This is a genomic window from Dehalobacter restrictus DSM 9455 (assembly GCF_000512895.1).
In the GTDB taxonomy this organism is placed as follows: domain Bacteria; phylum Bacillota; class Desulfitobacteriia; order Desulfitobacteriales; family Syntrophobotulaceae; genus Dehalobacter; species Dehalobacter restrictus.
In genome coordinates this window covers 2,467,440-2,485,955 of sequence record NZ_CP007033.1, presented here as the reverse complement: position 1 = coordinate 2,485,955, position 18,516 = coordinate 2,467,440, and the positions used below count along the sequence as shown (strand labels likewise).

At 45.3% G+C, this 18,516-nt stretch carries 18 protein-coding genes; 16 read left to right on the top strand and 2 right to left on the bottom strand.

Translation table 11 applies throughout. The annotated features are described in order from the left end of the window. Positions 1–44: 44 nt before the first annotated feature. The 16 genes from DEHRE_RS11920 to DEHRE_RS14505 all read left to right on the top strand — a co-directional run bounded on the left by DEHRE_RS11920 (position 45) and on the right by DEHRE_RS14505 (position 15,928). The gene (locus tag DEHRE_RS11920) at positions 45–2,294 is read left to right on the top strand and encodes a heavy metal translocating P-type ATPase (RefSeq protein ID WP_025206109.1); all 2,250 of its coding nucleotides are present in this window, start codon (positions 45–47) and stop codon (positions 2,292–2,294) included. Positions 2,295–2,322: 28 nt separating this feature from the next. Then, positions 2,323–2,538, top strand: coding sequence for a heavy-metal-associated domain-containing protein (locus DEHRE_RS11915; protein ID WP_019225996.1), 216 nt, complete (start codon positions 2,323–2,325; stop codon positions 2,536–2,538). Continuing rightward, positions 2,538–3,305, top strand: coding sequence for a tRNA threonylcarbamoyladenosine dehydratase (locus DEHRE_RS11910; RefSeq protein ID WP_019225997.1), 768 nt, complete (start codon positions 2,538–2,540; stop codon positions 3,303–3,305). The genes DEHRE_RS11915 and DEHRE_RS11910 overlap by 1 nt, the downstream gene beginning before the upstream one ends. Before the next feature lie 119 nt (positions 3,306–3,424). Continuing rightward, positions 3,425–3,886: a MarR family winged helix-turn-helix transcriptional regulator gene (locus DEHRE_RS11905; RefSeq protein ID WP_019225998.1), complete on the top strand. Its 462-nt coding sequence runs from the start codon at positions 3,425–3,427 to the stop codon at positions 3,884–3,886. A gap of 283 nt (positions 3,887–4,169) precedes the next feature. After that, positions 4,170–4,985 (top strand): ATP-dependent sacrificial sulfur transferase LarE, encoded by an 816-nt coding sequence (larE, locus tag DEHRE_RS11900; RefSeq protein ID WP_019225999.1) that lies wholly within the window; start codon positions 4,170–4,172, stop codon positions 4,983–4,985. Positions 4,986–5,051: 66 nt separating this feature from the next. Then, the gene (gene epsC, locus DEHRE_RS11895; RefSeq protein ID WP_083221842.1) at positions 5,052–5,981 is read left to right on the top strand and encodes a serine O-acetyltransferase EpsC; all 930 of its coding nucleotides are present in this window, start codon (positions 5,052–5,054) and stop codon (positions 5,979–5,981) included. Positions 5,982–6,110: 129 nt separating this feature from the next. Beyond that, positions 6,111–6,560 carry an RrF2 family transcriptional regulator gene (locus tag DEHRE_RS11890; protein ID WP_019226001.1) on the top strand — a complete coding sequence of 150 codons (450 nt, stop codon included), beginning with the start codon at positions 6,111–6,113 and terminating at the stop codon, positions 6,558–6,560. A gap of 233 nt (positions 6,561–6,793) precedes the next feature. After that, a complete protein-coding gene (cysK, locus tag DEHRE_RS11885) occupies positions 6,794–7,723 on the top strand; it encodes a cysteine synthase A (protein WP_025206108.1) in 930 nt (309 codons plus the stop codon). Between the two features lie 43 nt (positions 7,724–7,766). Beyond that, complete coding sequence (pdxS, locus tag DEHRE_RS11880; RefSeq protein ID WP_019226003.1) at positions 7,767–8,657, top strand: pyridoxal 5'-phosphate synthase lyase subunit PdxS; 891 nt, start codon at positions 7,767–7,769, stop codon at positions 8,655–8,657. Positions 8,658–8,718: 61 nt separating this feature from the next. Next, positions 8,719–10,002: a homocysteine synthase gene (locus DEHRE_RS11875; protein ID WP_025206107.1), complete on the top strand. Its 1,284-nt coding sequence runs from the start codon at positions 8,719–8,721 to the stop codon at positions 10,000–10,002. Positions 10,003–10,057: 55 nt separating this feature from the next. After that, on the top strand, positions 10,058–11,179 hold the full coding sequence (gene mnmA / locus DEHRE_RS11870; RefSeq protein ID WP_025206106.1) for a tRNA 2-thiouridine(34) synthase MnmA: 1,122 nt from the start codon (positions 10,058–10,060) through the stop codon (positions 11,177–11,179). Between the two features lie 608 nt (positions 11,180–11,787). Next, on the top strand, positions 11,788–12,987 hold the full coding sequence (locus DEHRE_RS11865; protein ID WP_025206105.1) for a saccharopine dehydrogenase family protein: 1,200 nt from the start codon (positions 11,788–11,790) through the stop codon (positions 12,985–12,987). 14 nt (positions 12,988–13,001) lie between these two features. Continuing rightward, positions 13,002–14,195 (top strand): carboxynorspermidine decarboxylase, encoded by a 1,194-nt coding sequence (nspC, locus tag DEHRE_RS11860; RefSeq protein WP_025206104.1) that lies wholly within the window; start codon positions 13,002–13,004, stop codon positions 14,193–14,195. A gap of 135 nt (positions 14,196–14,330) precedes the next feature. Beyond that, positions 14,331–15,263, top strand: a complete 933-nt coding sequence (metA, locus tag DEHRE_RS11855; protein ID WP_019226007.1) for a homoserine O-acetyltransferase MetA — start codon at positions 14,331–14,333, stop codon at positions 15,261–15,263. A gap of 115 nt (positions 15,264–15,378) precedes the next feature. Continuing rightward, the gene (locus DEHRE_RS11850) at positions 15,379–15,639 is read left to right on the top strand and encodes a GIY-YIG nuclease family protein (RefSeq protein ID WP_025206103.1); all 261 of its coding nucleotides are present in this window, start codon (positions 15,379–15,381) and stop codon (positions 15,637–15,639) included. A 121-nt stretch (positions 15,640–15,760) separates the two neighbouring features. Then, complete coding sequence (locus DEHRE_RS14505) at positions 15,761–15,928, top strand: DUF1540 domain-containing protein (protein ID WP_019226009.1); 168 nt, start codon at positions 15,761–15,763, stop codon at positions 15,926–15,928. Between the two features lie 95 nt (positions 15,929–16,023). On the opposite strand, the gene DEHRE_RS11845 is transcribed toward DEHRE_RS14505, so the two are convergent. Beyond that, complete coding sequence (locus tag DEHRE_RS11845; protein WP_019226010.1) at positions 16,024–16,338, bottom strand: hypothetical protein; 315 nt, start codon at positions 16,336–16,338, stop codon at positions 16,024–16,026. A gap of 200 nt (positions 16,339–16,538) precedes the next feature. Then, on the bottom strand, positions 16,539–18,368 hold the full coding sequence (gene typA / locus DEHRE_RS11840; RefSeq protein WP_019226011.1) for a translational GTPase TypA: 1,830 nt from the start codon (positions 18,366–18,368) through the stop codon (positions 16,539–16,541). Positions 18,369–18,516: the final 148 nt, after the last annotated feature.

Below are 18,516 nucleotides of genomic sequence, written 5' to 3'. Positions count from 1 at the left end.
TTTGGAGCGAATGAAAGAAAGCCAAGCTGAAAGGAGGGAACACGATGGCGAAAAAATCGCTGAAAATAGAAGGCATGACCTGCGCAGCCTGTGCAAAGGCTGTTGAAAGGGCAGTACGGAAACTGCACGGAGTTGAAGAGGCCAGTGTCAACCTGGCTACAGAGAGACTAAGCATCCGTTATGATCCTTCCACACTACGCGTTTCAGATTTCAAAAAGGCGGTTGAAAAAGCCGGATACAGGGCTTTGGAAGAAGACACAAAGATTGATGAAGATAAGGTGAGAAAAGAAAGAGAAAGAATGGTTCTCTGGCAGAAGTTTGTCCTGTCCGCAATCTTTACTGTTCCGCTGCTGATCGTCACGATGGGGCATATGTTTGGCAGCGCGATTGGCTTTCATTTGCCGAAGATCATTGATCCGATGATGAATCCTTTGAATTTCGCGCTGGTTCAGCTGATTCTTATCCTGCCTGTGATCGTCGCAGGCTATAAATTTTTTACAGTTGGCTTTAAAACGTTGTTCAAGGGAAACCCGAATATGGACTCCCTGATTGCGATCGGCACTTCGGCAGGATTCCTTTATGGGGTGTTTGCAGTTTCCCGGATTATCACAGGAAATGCGGAATACGCCAATCATCTGTACTTTGAAGCGGCGGGGGTAATTCTGACGCTGATTACGTTGGGGAAATACCTGGAATCCGTGACGAAGGGCAAAACCTCGGAAGCGATTAAAAAGTTGATGGGGCTTACACCAAAGACGGCCATCATTATCCGGGATGGAAAAGAAATTGAGATCCCGATCGAAGAGGTTGAGGCCGGTGATATTATCTTTGTGAAACCGGGAGAAAAAATGTCTGTTGACGGTAATGTCGTTGAAGGGACTACTTCCGTGGATGAATCAATGCTTACCGGTGAAAGCATACCGGTGGAAAAGAATCCAGGTGATGCAATCATCGGGGCCAGTATTAATAAAAACGGGATCATCAAATATGTAGCGACCAAAGTCGGGAAGGACACGGTCCTTGCGCAGATCATCAAATTAGTTGAGGAAGCACAGGGTTCCAAAGCGCCGATTGCCAAGCTGGCCGATGTGGTTTCCGGTTACTTTGTGCCGGCGGTGATGGGGATTGCTCTTCTTTCAGCTTTAGGCTGGTATTTTATCGGAGGGCAGTCTACAGTTTTCGTGCTGACCATCTTTATCTCTGTACTTGTTATTGCTTGCCCCTGTGCCCTGGGGCTGGCCACACCTACCGCGATCATGGTCGGAACAGGTAAAGGCGCCGAATACGGGGTTTTGATCAAGAGCGGGGTGGCGTTAGAAACTACACATAAAATTAATACCATCGTTTTTGATAAGACCGGTACGATCACGGAAGGGAAACCCAAAGTCACAGACGTTATTACTGCTGATGGGATCAGTCAAAACGATCTTCTGCAGCTTGCCGCCTCAGCCGAAAAAGGATCGGAGCACCCGCTTGGAGAAGCAATTGTTAAGGAAGCTGAGGACAAAGGTCTGACTTTTAAGAAACCTGATACATTTAGAGCAATTCCCGGTCAGGGGATTGAAGTTCAGATCGAAGGCCGGAATGTGCTGCTTGGCAACAAAAAATTGACAGATGAAAGAGAAATAGTCCTTAGCCACTTCGAAGAAGTCTCGCATCAATTGGCCGGAGAAGGCAAGACCCCAATGTATATTGCGATTGACAACACCATTGCGGGGATTATCGCCGTAGCCGATACGATAAAGGAAAACAGCAGCAGGGCGATTGAGGTCCTCCATAACATGGGTATCGAAGTTGCCATGATTACCGGTGACAACAGAAGAACGGCCGAGGCCATCGCGAAACTTGTTGGGATCGACAGAACGCTGGCTGAAGTCCTGCCTCAGGATAAGGCAAACGAAGTGAAGAAGCTCCAACAGGAAGGCAGGAAGGTCGCCATGGTTGGTGACGGCATCAACGACGCTCCGGCCCTCGCCCAGGCAGATATCGGGATAGCTATCGGTTCAGGCACGGACGTTGCGATGGAATCCGCGGATATTATTCTGATGCGAAGCGACCTGCTCGATGTTCCGGCTGCGATCCAGTTAAGCAAAAATACAATCAGAAATATTAAGCAAAATCTATTTTGGGCATTTGGTTACAATATCCTTGGTATCCCTATTGCGATGGGAATCCTGTATATCTTTGGAGGCCCCCTGCTGAATCCGGCCATTGCCGCCGCTGTCATGAGCTTCAGTTCGGTATCGGTATTGCTGAATGCACTGAGGCTAAAACGGTTCAGGCCGGTAAGATAACTCAATTAATCTATGAGGAGTGTAAAATATGAAAAAGAAAATTGCAATCGAAGGTATGAGCTGCAGCCACTGTGTCAGTCATGTAAAAGAGGCCTTAAGTGAATTTGAAGGTGTAACAGAGGTCAATGTTAATTTGGAGTCCAAGACGGCCATACTGGAATCATTAAGTGACATCAAAGATGAAGCAATTCAATTCGCGATTGAGGATGCCGGTTACGGAGTCGTAGGAATCGAGGTTTTATAATGCAAAATCAGTTTTCCCGTACGGCATTGTTGATTGGTCAGGAAGGCCTGTCAAAACTTCAGAGCAGCAAAGTGACTATTTTCGGTTTGGGCGGGGTCGGCTCCTATACGGCCGAAGCCCTGGCCAGAGCTGGTATAGGTTTCTTTAAACTTGTCGATTTTGATGAGATTTGCCTGACAAACATTAACCGGCAGCTTCATGCCCTGCACTCGACGATTGGCAAAGCCAAGGTTGAGGTAATGAAACAAAGGATACTGGATATCAACCCCAACGCAAAAATAGAAACCTTCCAGTTCTTTTATCAAGAGGAAGGAGCTGAAGTTTTCTTTGCCGAGAAACCGGATTATGTGGTTGATGCAATCGATACGGTAAAAAGCAAAGTAAGTCTGGCCAAAGAATGTCACCGGAGAGGGATTCCGCTCATCTCGTGTATGGGAGCCGGCAACCGTCTGGATGCACTCAGTTTTCGCGTCGCCGATATATCCAAAACAAGCGGCTGCCCTTTAGCCAAAGCAGTACGCAAACTCCTGAAACGGGAAGGTATTACGCAGGGGTTCAAAGTCGTCTTTTCTCCGGAACCTACTTTGAAGCCTTTGGAACAGGAAACGAGCTGCGAGTCCAATTGTATTTGCCCCAGTGGTGATGCCCACTGTTCCCTGAAACGTCAGATCCCTGGCAGTATATCTTACGTTCCGTCGATGGCTGGTCTGCTGATGGCAGGGGAAGTCGTTAAGGATATTATTAAGAAAAATTTTAATCGGGATTAAAATAACCCTATTTTGGGAATGATGATTGAAAATTGTTGGTTTCACGGTGAATATGGAGTCAAAAATGACTTGACGAACAAGAATAAGTAGTTGTATTATACAACTAAGGAGAGGTACCGATGAAAAACAACCGTCAATTGCTTTGTCTGCTTGCTGAAATGACTAAAACGTCCAGATGCTGCCAGCAGGATGCGATCCTTGGCGGGGGTGTCACGTTTACCCAGTTTTATATTTTGGACCTTGTAGGAAGCTATGGCACAATGCAGCTTTCGGATTTGCACCCATTACTTGGCGTCGAAAAAAGTACCTCGACGAGACTGATTGAACCCCTTGTCCAGCAGGGGCTGATTATCAAGCAAAGGTCTGAAATTGACTGCAGGGCCATAAACCTGATCCTGACAGGCGAAGGTCAGAAAACGAAGGCCGATTTATGGAAACGCGTGGATTTCTTTTTAAGAAAACTATCGGCGGAAATCCCGGAAGAAAAGCAAGAAGAGGTTTACGAGAACGCGTGGATATTTCTCAAAGCGGTGAAAAGAGTTCTTAATCAAAATTGTTTTGAGATGAATATGATGCCTTAGGAATTTTCCGGTGAGAGGAGGTGTACACAAATGTTTACAAAACATTGGATGTTGCGTGAAACCGCTCATTGCAAAGAAGGCTGCATAATTTAGTCTTGGGGAAGACGGTAAACTCCCTGGAAGAGCCCGTTAATCGGGCTCTTTTTTCAGCTTGCTGCGTTTGGCAGTGTTTTTTGAATCTATCATCTGATCCTATTAAAACCATAGAAATTATGGTATATTAAGCTGAAAAGAATATCATACAGCTTAATAAACATTCAGATATACAAAAAGAGGCTGATCAATGGATTACAAAGATAAACTTGTTCTGCTGAAACAAGAACTCAAGAATATGGATAGGGTAATGATTGCATTTTCCGGAGGGGTGGACAGTACTTTCTTAGTGAAAGTTTCCGGAGACGTTCTTGGCAAAAATGCGATTGCCGTCACGGCCAAGTCTTTTGCTTTCCCGGAGAGAGAGCTTCGGGAAGCTGTGCAGTTTTGCCGGCAGGAAGGGATTAGTCATTTGCTGATTGAATCCGAAGAGCTGGATGATCCTGAATTCGGCAAAAATCCTTTTAACCGCTGTTATCTCTGTAAAAAACAATTGTTCAGCAAAATATTGGGGATCGCGGCTGAATACGGCGCAAAATATATCGTGGAAGGATCCAATGCGGATGATTTAAGCGATTATCGTCCGGGAAGGCAGGCTTTAGAAGAGCTGGGTATACAGAGCCCGCTGCTCCAGGCGGGGCTGACGAAAGAGGAAATACGCCTTCTCTCCAAAGAATATGGCTTGGCAACCTGGGATAAACCCTCATTTGCCTGTTTGTCTTCCAGAATTCCCTATGGTGAAGAAATCAACGAAAAGAAACTAAAGATGATTGATTTGGCAGAACAGTATTTGCACGATTTGGGGTTCCGTCAAGTCAGAGTGCGCCACCATGGTGATATTGCCCGGATCGAGGTATCCCCGCAGGAGAATACAAAGATAGTCCAACCGAATTTAGCACAGAAGATCTATAAGACATTTGCTGATATTGGATTTACTTATACAACACTTGACCTGAAGGGTTACCGTAGCGGCAGCATGAATGAAAAGATTAACACAAACGGCTAAGACCATCTGCTTATGTAAATTTAAATATTCGGGGGAATCATTATGAGGGAAAATGGTAACACACGAATGAATCAACTTGTTTCGAGTATTGTCTCCAGCTATCAGGAACAACCCAATCCCTACAACCAGTTGTCCTGTCAGCTTCCGAACAGGGATGTTATCATCGAGATTATTTATCTCTTGCGGCAGCTTTTATTCCCGGGGTATTTTGGCAAGCAAAACCTGACTGAAAGCACCTTGGAATATCATATTGGGAACTTGCTAATTGAGATCAACGAAAAACTAAATCAACAGGTGACCCATGCGCTCAGACATCAACATGACAATACGGCATCTTGCGATGAGATGGAAATCAGTGAAAGGACAGAAGAAATATGTTCACATTTCTTGAGCAAAATCCCCGAAATAAGGGAATACCTAGCCCTGGATGTACAGGCTGCTTTTGACGGAGACCCGGCTGCTGATGATAAAGCACTTGTAATCTTTGCATATCCAGGTCTTTTGGCAGTCAGTATTTACCGGCTGGCGCACGAGCTTTACCTTCTCTCTGTTCCGTTGATCCCGAGGATAATGACTGAATTTGCTCATAACGAGACAGGAATTGATATTCATGCAGGGGCCAAAATCGGTAAATATTTTTTTATTGACCATGGTACGGGCGTCGTTATTGGCGAAACTACTATTATTGGCGATAATGTTAAGATCTATCAGGGTGTAACGCTGGGAGCCTTATCCACCAGAGGCGGGCAAAGCCTTCGCAGCCAAAAGCGCCATCCGACAATTGAAGATGATGTGACTGTCTATTCCGGAGCCTCAATATTTGGCGGGGAAACGATCATCGGAAAAGGTTCAGTTATTGGCAGTAACGTGTTTATTACCCAATCTGTCCCGCCTGGAACCAGGGTAATCATCAAAAATCCGGATCTGATCTTTAAGGGGCAGGAAACGCAAAAAGATAAGATGGAACTGACAAACGAACTGGACCTGGAGACTTAAAAATAGCTAAAGGGCACTGGCTGAGTGCAATTTATACGATTGTAAGGCATACAAAACTATAGATATTAGCGATTATGAGTTAGATTATTAACGAAGCGATAAAATCTGAAGAAAGGAAAGAGGGTCGACTTGAAAATATCAACAAAAGGAAGATATGGTTTACGTGCGATTCTTGACGTGGCCCTGAATGAGCACGCAGGACCGGTAACCATTCATAGTATTTCCGAGCGCCAGGATTTATCTGAACGCTATTTGGAACAGCTGCTCATTACACTGAAACAGAACGCGCTCATCAAAAGCATCCGCGGATTCCAGGGAGGATATATTTTAGGCAGAGAGCCTGAAAGTATTACGGTCGGTGATACGATCAGAGCACTGGAAGGCCCGATATCTCCCGTCGACTGCGTCAATGACAATAATCCGGGTGCCTGTTCCAGAGCTGAATTGTGCGTAACCAAAATGGTATGGGACGATCTGAAAAATGCAATGGTAAAGGTACTGGATTCTTATACTTTGGCGGACCTGATGGAGGAATATAAAAAAATGAACAATAATTCCTTTGACAATTATTGCATTTAATACTGTGTATTTTAATCTTGCCCCATGGTTGTTTGGAAAAACCATGGGGTTTTTTATATGCCCGTTACCTGGCAGCATAAGGTCAATTTTTCTCTATGGAAAACTATAAAGTCCATAGGAATAACAGATAAATTAGTCAGAATAGTATTGACAAATGCTTAAAACCCTACTACTATATCTTTAAACACTACAAAGACTATAGACATTGTGATATTTAGAAGGGGCGTGTTTAGATGAGTAAAATCTATGAAGAGTTAACAGACTTAATTGGTGGTACTCCATTGGTAAAATTAAATAAAATAACGGTGGGGATAAAATCGGAGATTGTGGCTAAACTGGAATCCTTCAACCCAGGTGGAAGCGTCAAAGACAGAATTGCCCTGAATATGATCAAAACGGCTGAGGGAAAAGGGCTGATTAATAAAGATTCGGTGATCATTGAACCAACGAGTGGAAACACTGGAATTGGACTGGCCTTTGTTACAGCAGCCAGAGGATACCGATTAATTCTGACGATGCCGGATACAATGAGTGTTGAAAGACGTAGCTTGCTTAAAGCTTATGGTGCTGAACTTGTATTGACCCCTGGGGCTGATGGAATGAACGGGGCTATAAAAAAAGCGCTGGAGCTGGCGGAGGAGGTGCCAAATTCTTTTATCCCCCAACAGTTCGAAAATCTCGCCAATCCGGAAATTCACCGTAACACAACCGCTGAAGAGATTTGGAGTGATACAGACGGGAAGGTCGATATTTTTGTAGGCGGCGTAGGAACAGGCGGGACGATTACAGGGGTTGGTGAAATTCTTAAATCACGGAAACCTGATGTTAAAATCATTGCGGTGGAACCGAATGATTCTCCTGTTTTATCCGGTGGGAAGCCTGGACCGCACAAGATTCAGGGAATTGGGGCAGGGTTTATTCCACAAGTCCTTAATCTAAAGCTTGTCGATGAAATTTATAAAGTAACAAATGATCAGGCTTTTGAAACAGGGCGCAGACTGGCCAGGGAGGAAGGGCTCCTGGTGGGGATCTCATCCGGTGCCGCAGTCTATGCAGCCCTGGAGGTTGCTAAACGTCCGGAAAATGAAGGAAAAAGGATTGTTGTTGTCCTTCCTGACACCGGTGAACGTTACCTGAGTACGCTAATGTTTCAGGAGAGTTAAGTGCAGTCGAAATAAGAAATATTTAATCAATACGGAGGCCATGATGAGCAAGACAGAAAAAGGAACATGGAAACTGAAAACAGGATTAGCGGAGATGCTGAAAGGCGGAGTGATCATGGATGTGACAACTCCGGATCAGGCCAAGATTGCTGAAGAAGCAGGCGCATGCGCAGTTATGGCCTTGGAACGCGTTCCGGCAGATATCCGGGCAGCCGGAGGGGTGGCCCGAATGGCTGATCCAACAATCATTCTAAAGATTATGGAAGCGGTTACGATTCCGGTTATGGCCAAAGTGAGGATTGGGCATTTTGTCGAGGCACAGGTGTTGGAAAGTCTGGGCGTAGACTATATCGACGAGAGTGAAGTCCTTACCCCGGCGGATGATCTTTATCACATTGATAAGCAGGCCTTTGCAGTACCTTTCGTATGCGGAGCCCGCAATCTTGGAGAGGCTTTGCGCCGGATCGGAGAAGGCGCAGCGATGATCAGGACTAAAGGAGAGCCAGGAACGGGGAATATCGTTGAAGCAGTAAGGCATATGCGGACGGTACTGAGTGAAATCAGAAGACTGAAAACAATGCCGAAAGAAGAGGTAATAACTGCGGCCAAAGAGATGGGAGCACCTTATGACCTAGTGTTGTCCGTCGCCAAAAACGGGAAGCTGCCAGTAGTGAATTTTGCCGCAGGCGGAATTGCAACCCCAGCGGATGCCGCTTTGATGATGCAGTTGGGTGTAGATGGGGTCTTCGTAGGCTCCGGAATCTTCAAGTCATCGAATCCGAGGGCACGGGCTAAGGCCATTGTTCTGGCAACAACCCACTATAACGAGCCTGAGGTCTTAACCGAAGTATCCCGGAATTTAGGTGAAGCGATGCCGGGATTGGAGATTTCTTCAATCAATGCCAGTGAACGAATGCAGGAACGCGGCTGGTGATATTAAGTTTAAAACATAAATTAAGAAAATAATTATAAAAACATAATGAGGAGATGTTGATATGAACAAAGAAAATTGGAAATTTGATACATTGCAGATCCATGCCGGACAGGTCCCTGATCCGACTACCGGATCCAGAGCCGTCCCGATTTATCAGACCACATCATATGTATTTAACGATGCCAAGCATGCCGCTGATTTGTTTTCTCTGGCAGAACCCGGCAACATTTATACCCGGATTATGAACCCGACATCCGATGTTCTGGAACAGAGAATCGCTGCGCTTGAAGGCGGCGTTGGGGCGCTTGCCGTAGGGTCAGGTTCGGCTGCCATCACCTATTCCATTCTAAACATTGCCGGGGCCGGAGATGAGATTGTCGCTGCCAGCACGCTGTATGGCGGAACACATAATCTTTTCGCAATTACGCTTCCGAAGCTGGGGATCAAGACCCATTTTGTGAACCCCGATGATCCCGCAAATTTTAAGAAAGCAATCACAGAGAAGACCAAAGCCATCTATGTAGAATCAATCGGTAATCCGGGGATCAATATCGTCGATATTGAAGCCGTTGCCAAAGTGGCACACGATAACGGGATACCGCTTATTATTGACAATACGTTTGCAACGCCTTATCTTCTGAAACCTATTGAATACGGAGCAGATATTGTGGTTCATTCGGCAACCAAGTTTATTGGCGGTCATGGTACCACCATCGGCGGGCTGATCATTGACGGCGGAAAATTTGACTGGGCTGCAAGCGGCAAGTTCCCTGGATTTACAGAGCCGGATCAGAGTTATCACGGACTGGTCTATGCAACATTGGGTGCACCAGCCTATATTCTGAAAGCCAGAGTGCAGCTCTTAAGAGATACCGGTGCGGCCCTGAGCCCGTTTAATTCTTTCCTGTTTATTCAGGGCCTTGAAACACTGTCTTTACGTGTCAAACAGCACGTGGCAAATACCTGGAAGGTTGTTGATTATTTAAAAAACCATTCCAAGGTTTCGTGGGTGAATTATCCAGGTTTAAAAGGAAATAAATACTTTGATTTATCGTTAAAATATTTTCCGCAAGGCCCTGGATCGATATTTACGTTCGGCATTAAAGGTGGTGCGGAAGCGGGAGTTAAACTGATCAACAATCTTGGATTATTTTCTCTGCTCGCCAATGTGGCGGATGCCAAGTCCCTCGTGATTCATCCTGCCAGCACAACGCATGCCCAACTCTCCGAGGAAGAACAGCTGGCTGCAGGGGTATCACCCGACATGATTCGGTTATCGATTGGGATCGAAGATGCTGATGACATCATTGCTGATTTAGAACAGGCTTTTTCCAAAATAGACTAATCAGTGAATTTAAAATATTAAGTTTTGAGAAGAATAACAACGGCAGGAGAATGTTATGAAGAAAACTGTGGTTGTTGCCATGAGCGGCGGAGTGGACAGCTCCGTCGCCGCTTTGTTGTTAAAACGGGAGGGCTACCGTGTTATCGGTGTTACCATGCAGATCTGGCCGCAATCCGAGGACAAGGCCAAGGCATGCTGCAGTCTGGAGGCAGTTAACGATGCCCGCAGGGTAGCCTGGAAGCTTGAAATTCCGTATTACGTGATGAATTTCAGGCAGGAGTTTGAAGACAAGGTGATTGACCATTTCTGCAATGAATACCTCCGGGGCAGAACGCCCAACCCATGCATCGAATGCAACAGGCATTTGAAATTTGATGCTTTGCTGCAGAAAGCCCGTGGTCTGGGTGCAGATTTCATTGCAACCGGTCACTATGTAAGGAAAGAATACGACGACAAAACACAGCAGTGGGTGTTAAAAACCGGGATCGACGAAACGAAAGACCAGAGCTATGCACTCTACCATCTGACCCAGGATCAGCTTACCTATACACTTTTTCCGCTGGGAAAATACTGCAAAGCGGATGTCAGGCAAATTGCCAGCAGGGAAGGGCTTGCTGTCGCGCAAAAAGCGGAAAGCCAGGATATCTGTTTTGTTGAAGGGACAGCGGGGGATTTTATTGAGATGTACCGTCAACTTCAGGATATTGGACAAGGCAATATTATTGATGCTGAGGGGAATTTGATTGGGCAGCATAAAGGGATTTACCACTATACGGTTGGACAGCATAAGGGACTCGGACTCGCCCTCGGTTTCCCTGTTTACGTGACAGCGATCGATGCTGAAACCAATACAGTCCGGGTCGGAAGAAAAGAAGAACTATTCAGCTCAGGTCTGCTTGCAGAAAATGTGCATTTGATTTCCTCTGTGTCTCCTGAACTCCTACAAAACATATCGGTTAAGATCAGATACAATGCACCAAAAGTCTCTGCAGCGGTCAATTTGTTGCACGATGGAACAGCCGAGGTGGCCTTCACAGAAAAACAGCGAGCGGTAACTCCCGGGCAGGCGGTCGTGTTTTATGACGGAGATCATGTCCTGGGCGGCGGTGCGATCCGATCAGCTTTACAATCCAAAGGTTTTACCGCTATGAGAGAAGTACGTGAAATTCAAAAGTAAGATCTTAAAAGAAAACAATGAAAAAAATGAAAATGAAGCTTATTAAAACTAATTTATAAAAACTATTGAAATATCTCGAAATATTAGATATAATTTCAGTTGCGAAAAGAGGCAGTAGAGCCTTTTCAGCAAAGAATTTTTTGACCGTTCTCTGTAGAAGCTATAGAGGACCAAGGCCATACGGACAGCCGGGTCAAAAGCCGAAGTTGGCAACTTTGTTGCCTTATTGATTGAGCCGGGGCGGCTCGAAACGTTATGAGTTGGCTAATTCATAGCCGTGTGCAAATCCGCTGCACATCACACTTGTGAAACGATCAATAAGAGTAGTAAAAGTAATTCCTTGCTATATAGACTCTGAAACCTCGAAAGCTGAATAAATAACTCTAAATGGAAAGGGCCTTCGCCCTTGACGTAAATAGAGCCAAATAAACAAGTTTTTCATGATCGTCGCGCTTAGGTGTGGTGTACTGCCCTGTTTTGCAGTACCGCCTCCTTAAGTGTTTTTTATTTGTCAAAATGTCTGCGAAGTTTTATGTTTCATGATCAGTAGAGGGATGAAAGTCAGGAACTTACAGCAAAAATTATTTCAGCGATTGGAGGAAAATGTTATGGGAAAAGTACTCGTTATCGGCTGCGGCGGCGTCGCCGGTGTGGCAATTCACAAGATCTGTCAGAATTCAGAGGTATTCGGAGAATTGTGTATTGCCAGCCGTACGAAATCGAAATGTGATGCTTTAGCGGAAAAACTGGGCGGAGGTAAAACCAAAATTACAACGGCCCAGGTAGATGCTGACAACGTGGAAGAACTGATCGCACTAATCAACAAAGAGAAGCCTGACGTTGTACTGAATCTGGCTTTGCCGTATCAGGACCTGCATATTATGGATGCCTGTCTGGCCACCAAGACCAGTTATGTTGATACCGCCAATTATGAGCCTGAAGATACTGCTCATTTTGAATACAAGTGGCAGTGGGAATACCGGGAGAAATTTAAAGAAGCCAGAATTACCGCACTGCTCGGTTCAGGTTTTGACCCGGGGGTCACCAGTGTATTCAGTGCCTACGCATTAAAGCACCACTTTGATGAGATACATGAAATTGATATTTTGGACTGCAATGGCGGTGACCACGGTTATCCGTTTGCGACGAACTTTAACCCTGAGATTAATATCCGCGAAGTCACGGCCAAAGGAAGCTACTGGGAAAACGGCCACTGGGTGGAAACCGAGCCGATGGAAATCAAAAGGGAGTACAATTTCAAGGGTGTCGGCGTCAAGGATATGTACCTGCTGCACCACGAGGAATTGGAAAGTCTGGCGCTGAATATTAAAGGCATCAAACGCATCCGTTTCTTTATGACTTTCGGACAAAGCTACCTGACACATCTGAAATGTCTCGAGAACGTTGGTATGACGAGCATTGAGCCTATTAATTATAATGGAATGGAAATCATCCCTTTGCAGTTCTTAAAAGCTGTCCTGCCGGATCCGGCTTCCCTTGGTCCGCGTACCAAGGGCAAAACCAATATTGGCTGCATTTTCAAGGGAATTAAAGACGGCAAGGAAAAAACCTACTATCTGTATAACATCTGCGATCATGAGGAGTGCTATCGAGAAGTAGGAAGCCAAGCCATCAGCTATACCACCGGCGTGCCGGCGATGATCGGGGCGATGTTGGTTATGAATGGTACCTGGGCGAAACCTGGTGTTTATAATATGGAAGAGTTTGATCCCGATCCTTTTATGGAAGCACTCAATAAGTGGGGTCTGCCCTGGGAAGAGGACTTCAATCCGGTGCTGGTACCCTGATGGGAGACGCAATAATGGATCCATACACAAGAAAACAGAATATTGAGGAGCAGAAGGCTGTAGAAGCAGAAAATGCGGAGAACTGGTTTGACCGTGTTCCGACTCCGAGCTATGTGGTTGATGAGAATCTGTTAATATCAAATTTAAAGATTTTACAAGACGTTCAGGAACAGAGCGGAGCAAAAATTCTGCTCGCCCAGAAGGCGTTTTCAATGTTCCGGGTATACCCTTTGATTGCTCAATATTTATGCGGAACAACAGCCAGCGGCTTGTACGAGGCGAAGCTTGGCCGTGAAGAATTTGGCAAAGAAGTGCATATTTTCAGCCCGGCTTACCGGGAGGATGAATTTGATGAAATCTTGACTGTATCCGATCATATCATATTCAATAGCTTTTCTCAGTGGGATAAGTTTGGTAAGCGAGCGCTTGCCGCAGGGGCAGAATGCGGCCTGCGGATCAACCCGGAATGTTCCACCCAGGAAGGTCATGGCATGTATGATCCCTGCGGACCCTATTCCAGACTCGGTGTGACCAGGGCAAACTTTAAGCAGGATCGGCTCAAAGGCCTTTCCGGACTGCATCTGCATACACTGTGCGAACAAAATGCCGATGCGCTGGTGACAACGGTTGAAGCCTTTGAGAAGTCGTTCGGTCAGTTCTTGCCTGGGATGAAATGGCTGAATCTTGGTGGGGGGCACCACATTACACGTGAAGATTACGATCGGGAGCTTCTGATTCGGACCATCAAGCGTCTGCGGGAAACCTATGGCATTACCGTGTACCTGGAACCTGGCGAAGCGGTCGCGCTGAATGCCGGTTTTTTGGTCTCATCCGTGCTGGATACGCTGCATAACGGTATGAACATTGCTATCCTGGATGCTTCAGCTGCCTGCCATATGCCGGATGTACTGGAAGTTCCGTACCGTCCCCGGATAGTTGGCTCAGGGCAGCCCGGAGAAAAGAAAACTACGTACCGTCTTGGGGGGCCAACCTGCCTGGCCGGTGATATCATTGGGGATTATTCATTTGATCGGGCCTTAAATCCCGGAGACCGTCTTGTCTTCTGTGATATGGCGATTTACTCCATGGTCAAAAACAATACATTCAATGGGATACGGCTGCCGGATATTGTCCTGAACAAGGCTGACGGTACCATTGAGACTGTCCGTAGCTTCGGCTATGAGGATTTTAAAAACCGTCTGTCTTAAATGAAATGCCAGTTTTTCATTATAAGACAAGGCCTTTTGAAGATATGGCATTCTCAGTAAAAATAGGTTATACTGTTCTATTGGAGCATGCAATTGAGCAAATACTGTTGACACTGAACTTGAGGAGGAAAGCTAATGCCGATCAAAATTCCGGACGATTTACCGGCAAAAGAAATCCTGGAGAATGAAAATATATTTATTATGGGTGAAGACCGGGCACAGCACCAGGATATTCGTCCTTTAAGAATAGCACTGCTTAATTTAATGCCTACCAAAATCGTTACCGAAACGCAGTATTTACGCTTGATGAGCAACTCACCTCTGCAAATAGAGATAACACTGCTCTACACTTGGACGCATAAGCCTGCAAATACTTCGGAAGAGCATTTAAGCAGGTTCTACAGCTCTTTTGATGAAGTGAAAGACCAGAAATTTGATGGTCTGATTATCACCGGTGCACCGGTCGAAAATCTGGAATTTGAAGATGTAGACTACTGGGATGAACTCAAACAGATCATGAAGTGGAGCCTTACCAACGTTTATTCAACCATACATGTCTGCTGGGGAGCCCAGGCGGGATTATACTATCATTATGGGATTCCGAAATATCCGCTTGACAGTAAAATGTTTGGGATATTCAACCATAAGATTATCAATCATAACAACAACAATAATTTTCTGCGGGGGTTTGACGAAGTATTCAATGCACCGCACTCCCGACATACGGAAGTCCGGATCGAAGACATTGAAAAGCATCCGGAACTGGAAGTCCTGGCAACATCGGATGACGCTGGTGTCTATATGGTCGCCGGGAAGCATGGCCGACATCTTTTTGTTACCGGCCATCCCGAGTATGATGCGCTTACGCTGAAAACCGAGTATGATCGGGATGTGAATAAAGGCCTGGATATCGCGGTCCCCAATAATTACTTTCCTAATGATGATCCGAAGGGAATGCCTCAGGTCACCTGGAGAGGACATGCCAATTTACTGCTTTTAAATTGGCTGAACTACTATGTATACCAGCAGACGCCTTTCGACCTTGGACAATTGGCTGAGTCGGACTGAGTTCTAAGTTGCTGAGCCAACTGAGCCAGATTAAATCAACTTAACTGTTTTGTTAAGCTTAAATTTTGAAGCTTTAGATAGCATGCGTATCTTTTTCTTTTTGGGGGCTTCCGGATTGTTTTATGTTTATATTGTAGAATGCAAAGATGGGACACTGTATACGGGTTGGACTGTGGACATAGAGAAGAGGCTGACAGCCCATAACAGGGGTAAGGGTGCAAAATATACCCGGTCACGGTTTCCTGTTGTCCTCAAATATCTGGAACAGGTGGCATCCAAACCGGAAGCATTTCAAAAGGAATACAGTATCAAACAATTAACCCGGGAACAAAAATATCAGCTGATTGCCCAAAGCAAGTCGGATCAAATAACCTGATGAAATGTCAGGTTTTTTTTACATAAAAATTAAGCACAGAATTTACCTTTCCGGCCACAGAATATTTTCTTTTCAGCGGTCCATAATAAAACGAAAATATTAAAACGGAGGTATTTTTGCGATGAAAGCCAAGAAGATGCAAGGACCTAACACCGGAATTAGATGTATGGTCAATACCTGTTATTATTATATGAATGGGGATCACTGCACAGCTGAAAAAATCGAAGTGCAGCCTCGGAATGCAGGCAACTCCGAACAGACCGACTGTGCGACCTTTAGCAAAGAATAACAGGGAAAACGTAGGGGGGATTTATCCCCTCTTTTTCTCTTCTTGTTACCTTCGTTTCAATGATAATTATTCTCTCTTATTATTGATTTTCTGCTCTACTGAAGCGGTATACCGGTATTCCGCTCATACCTTTGAATAAGAGGGTCAATGAGGACGGCAGAGATAAGACCCAGGTAAGCAGAGACAAAACCGAAGCCCAAGAATGCAATGAACTGCTGCAAGTCAGGCTGAAGTGAATGGTAATATAAGAAAATAGCTAAACCGCACCAGAAGCCCTGGCAGAACGGGCAGCCAAACAGCTTGCGAAAAAAATAGCCTTTCTGCCTAAGGGCATCTCTGATCTTTTTAAATAAGACAAAGTCAAATAGAAAAAAACGAAGGCTTAAAGCTAGCAGAAGCTCAAAAACCATTATAGATCACCTGATTTTTTAAAATTTGTCCTTTTACATTCCATATTATGGTAAAATGAAATAATATGTGCCTGGTTAATGATGACCAGGTTAAAAATTAAAAAACAAAAAAGCCTGATGCAAGAATCATCCGGAAAGGGGATTTAGGATTCTCGCTCAGGCTTTTTCGTTATTAGATGTTCTGATTTCTGATTTGAGGATTAGATTCCGCTCATATTTTTTTGTTTTTCATAACGGGTGCGGGTGTTTTTGTCTAAAAATCTTTTGCGCAGGCGAACGTTGATGGGTGTAATTTCTACATATTCATCATCATTGATATATTCCAGGGCTTCTTCCAGACCGAGCAATTTGGCCGGTTCCAGTCTCAGGCTTTCATCGGCTCCGCTGGAGCGCATGTTGGTCAACTGCTTTTTGCGGGCAATGTTAATATCAATATCCTGTTCGCGGTTGCTTTGACCGACAATCATACCTTCATAGACTTTGGTTCCGGGATCAATAAACATTCTGCCGCGGTCCTGCAGCTGAAACAACGCATAAGCGGTGGATTCTCCCGGATCTGAAGCGACCAGGACTCCCCGGTTGCGGCCTTGAATATCTCCCTTATACGGTTGATAGGAATGGAAGACATGAGCCATGATTCCTTCCCCGCGGGTTTCGGTAAGATAGTCCCCCCTGAAGCCGATCAATCCGCGTGCCGGAATCAAAAACTCCAGGCGTGTAACTCCACCGGACATGTTGACCATGTTCTGCATCTCAGCTTTACGGGTGCCAAGCATTTCAATCACGGTGCCGGTGCACGAATCAGGAATATCACAAGTCAGATGCTCAAATGGCTCGCATTTGACACCGTCAATCTCCTTCAGAATGACTTCCGGTTTCGAGACCATCAGTTCGAAGCCTTCTCTTCGCATATTTTCAATCAGGATGGACAGGTGCAGTTCTCCGCGTCCTGATACCTGAAAACAGTCCATGTTTTCAGTTTCTTCCACGCGGAGACTAACATTTGTTTCAATCTCTTTGAACAGTCTTTCCCTGAGCTTGCGGGACGTGATATGTTTTCCTTCTGTTCCGGCAAAAGGACCTGTATTGACCATGAAAAGCATGGTCAGGGTAGGTTCGTCAATTTCAATCATCGGAAGAGGTTCCGGATTCAACGGATCAGCTATGGTTTCTCCGATATTGATATTGGGAATGCCGCTGATAGCTACGATGTCTCCGGCATTTGCTTCAAGTACATCAACCCGGCCTAAGTTCTGGAAGGTAAATACTTTACCGACTTTGACTTTCTCGATCGATCCGTCTCTTTTAATCACAGCGACTTGAGTATTAGCAGTCAGCTTGCCCCGAAAGACACGCCCGATAGCAATCTTGCCAAGGTAATCGTTATAGTCGAGTGTTGTTGCCAGCATTTGCAGCGGACTTTCAGGATCGCATTCCGGGGGCGGAATTTCTTTTAAGATCGTTTCAAATAACGGGATCAAGTCTTCAGTCATTTCTCCAGGCTCATAACCGGCATTTCCCTGACGGGCCGAAGTATACACAATTGGGAAATCAAGTTGTTCATCACTCGCACCCAGCTGCATAAACAGCTCCAGAACTTCATCGACAACTTCGTAGGGACGCGCTTCAGGCCGGTCGACTTTGTTAATGACGACGATGGGTTTCAAATCCAATTCCAAAGCCTTACGAAGCACAAATTTGGTCTGAGGCATCGGGCCTTCAAACGCATCAACAACCAGAAGCACACCGTCGACCATTTTCAGGACGCGTTCGACTTCTCCACCAAAATCGGCATGTCCAGGGGTATCGACAATATTGATCTTGACACCCTGCCAGTTTACGGAAGTATTCTTAGCCAGAATGGTAATTCCGCGTTCCTTCTCCAGATCATTGGAGTCCATGACTCTTTCTTCGACTTGTTCATTGGAGCGAAACGCTCCGCTTTGTCTGAGCATGACATCGACGAGACTTGTCTTGCCATGATCGACGTGGGCAATAATTGCCAAATTTCTTAAATGGTCAGCGTACATTCAATTTCTCCTGTCGTAATCTAATTCTTTCTCCTTAACAAGTAAGAACATAAATAAGAATATTGGTATTTGCATATCGAAATCTTAAAGAAGTAATACTTGCCAATCGTCCTGCATGTGAAGAGGACTTAACCTTTAACATTATAAT

Coding starts and splice junctions, on each gene's coding strand:
- DEHRE_RS11920 (WP_025206109.1), top strand. CDS start 45: ATGGCGAAAAAATCGCTGAAAATAGAAGGCATGACCTGCGCAGCCTGT.
- DEHRE_RS11915 (WP_019225996.1), top strand. CDS start 2,323: ATGAAAAAGAAAATTGCAATCGAAGGTATGAGCTGCAGCCACTGTGTC.
- DEHRE_RS11910 (WP_019225997.1), top strand. CDS start 2,538: ATGCAAAATCAGTTTTCCCGTACGGCATTGTTGATTGGTCAGGAAGGC.
- DEHRE_RS11905 (WP_019225998.1), top strand. CDS start 3,425: ATGAAAAACAACCGTCAATTGCTTTGTCTGCTTGCTGAAATGACTAAA.
- larE (WP_019225999.1), top strand. CDS start 4,170: ATGGATTACAAAGATAAACTTGTTCTGCTGAAACAAGAACTCAAGAAT.
- epsC (WP_083221842.1), top strand. CDS start 5,052: ATGAATCAACTTGTTTCGAGTATTGTCTCCAGCTATCAGGAACAACCC.
- cysK (WP_025206108.1), top strand. CDS start 6,794: ATGAGTAAAATCTATGAAGAGTTAACAGACTTAATTGGTGGTACTCCA.
- pdxS (WP_019226003.1), top strand. CDS start 7,767: ATGAGCAAGACAGAAAAAGGAACATGGAAACTGAAAACAGGATTAGCG.
- DEHRE_RS11875 (WP_025206107.1), top strand. CDS start 8,719: ATGAACAAAGAAAATTGGAAATTTGATACATTGCAGATCCATGCCGGA.
- mnmA (WP_025206106.1), top strand. CDS start 10,058: ATGAAGAAAACTGTGGTTGTTGCCATGAGCGGCGGAGTGGACAGCTCC.
- DEHRE_RS11865 (WP_025206105.1), top strand. CDS start 11,788: ATGGGAAAAGTACTCGTTATCGGCTGCGGCGGCGTCGCCGGTGTGGCA.
- nspC (WP_025206104.1), top strand. CDS start 13,002: ATGGATCCATACACAAGAAAACAGAATATTGAGGAGCAGAAGGCTGTA.
- metA (WP_019226007.1), top strand. CDS start 14,331: ATGCCGATCAAAATTCCGGACGATTTACCGGCAAAAGAAATCCTGGAG.
- DEHRE_RS14505 (WP_019226009.1), top strand. CDS start 15,761: ATGAAAGCCAAGAAGATGCAAGGACCTAACACCGGAATTAGATGTATG.
- DEHRE_RS11845 (WP_019226010.1), bottom strand. CDS start 16,338: ATGGTTTTTGAGCTTCTGCTAGCTTTAAGCCTTCGTTTTTTTCTATTT.
- typA (WP_019226011.1), bottom strand. CDS start 18,368: ATGTACGCTGACCATTTAAGAAATTTGGCAATTATTGCCCACGTCGAT.